The organism is Streptomyces sp. CO7 (assembly GCF_053474865.1).
This window is the reverse complement of sequence record NZ_JBRIOU010000001.1, coordinates 107,483-108,408: the sequence shown is the minus strand read 5'-3', so window position 1 is coordinate 108,408 and position 926 is coordinate 107,483. Positions and strand designations below refer to the sequence as shown.

Here is a 926-nt window from a genome sequence, read left to right as displayed (position 1 = left end):
GCCGAGGACCCGGTGATCCCGGGCTGGGTGTGGCGGCGGCGGACGATCGCGGCGGTCAACATCGCGTTCGGCGCGGTGGGGCTGCTGATGGTGGCGCCGACGGTGTTCCTGCCGACGTACGCCCAGGGTGTGCTGGGACTGGAGCCGGTGGCGGCGGGGTTCGTGCTGTCGGTGTGGACGCTGACCTGGCCGGCGTCGGCGGCCCTGAGCCAGCACGTGTACCGCAGGATCGGCTTCCGGGACACGGCGCTGCTGGGGATCGGGGTGACCTCGCTGGCGCTGGCGGCGTTCCAGTGGCTGCCGTATCCGGGGGCGGTGTGGCAGCCGGTGCTGCTGATGGCCGTGGTGGGGGCCGGGCTCGGTCTGTTCTCGGCGCCCCTGATGGTGGGGGTCCAGTCGACGGTGGGCTGGTCGGAGCGGGGGACGGTGACGGCCTCGGTGCTGTTCTGCCGGCAGACCGGCCAGACGCTGGGGGCCTCATTGTTCGGCGCGCTGGCGAACGCGGTGCTGGCGGCCCGGCTCGGCGGCGTGGGCGACCTGGACGCGGTGACGCTGGCGGTGGACTCCGGTGCGCGGGTGCCGGAGGCGACGGGACGGGCCGTCGCGGCGGCGACGCAGGCGGTGTACCTGGGCGCGGCGGTGGCCGCGGGGGTGGCGTTCGTGGCGCTGCTGGCGCTCGCGCCGCGGCGTTTCCCTGTGCGGGCGACCAGCGCGGAGGCCGCCGGGGAGTGAGCCCGCACCGATCCCCGTCCTCACCGGACCTTCACCGTGCGGAACCGCAGCGTGTGCGGCGGGTGGGTCGGTAGCTTGCGTGGGCTTGTCCAACTCCCCTCCCTGCGGCCCGTTTTCGGGCCCGAGCCTCGCAAGGAGCACGGGATGTCCTACGACCCGTACCCGTCGTACCAAGCTCCGCCCCCGTCCCCCTC

The 926-nt window shown here is 74.6% G+C and carries 1 protein-coding gene; it reads left to right on the top strand.

What is annotated here, in order from left to right; all coding sequences use genetic code 11:
* A partial coding sequence (locus ACOV8S_RS00490; RefSeq protein ID WP_448315219.1) for an MFS transporter occupies positions 1-732 on the top strand: 732 nt, incomplete at its 5' end.
* Positions 733-926: the final 194 nt, after the last annotated feature.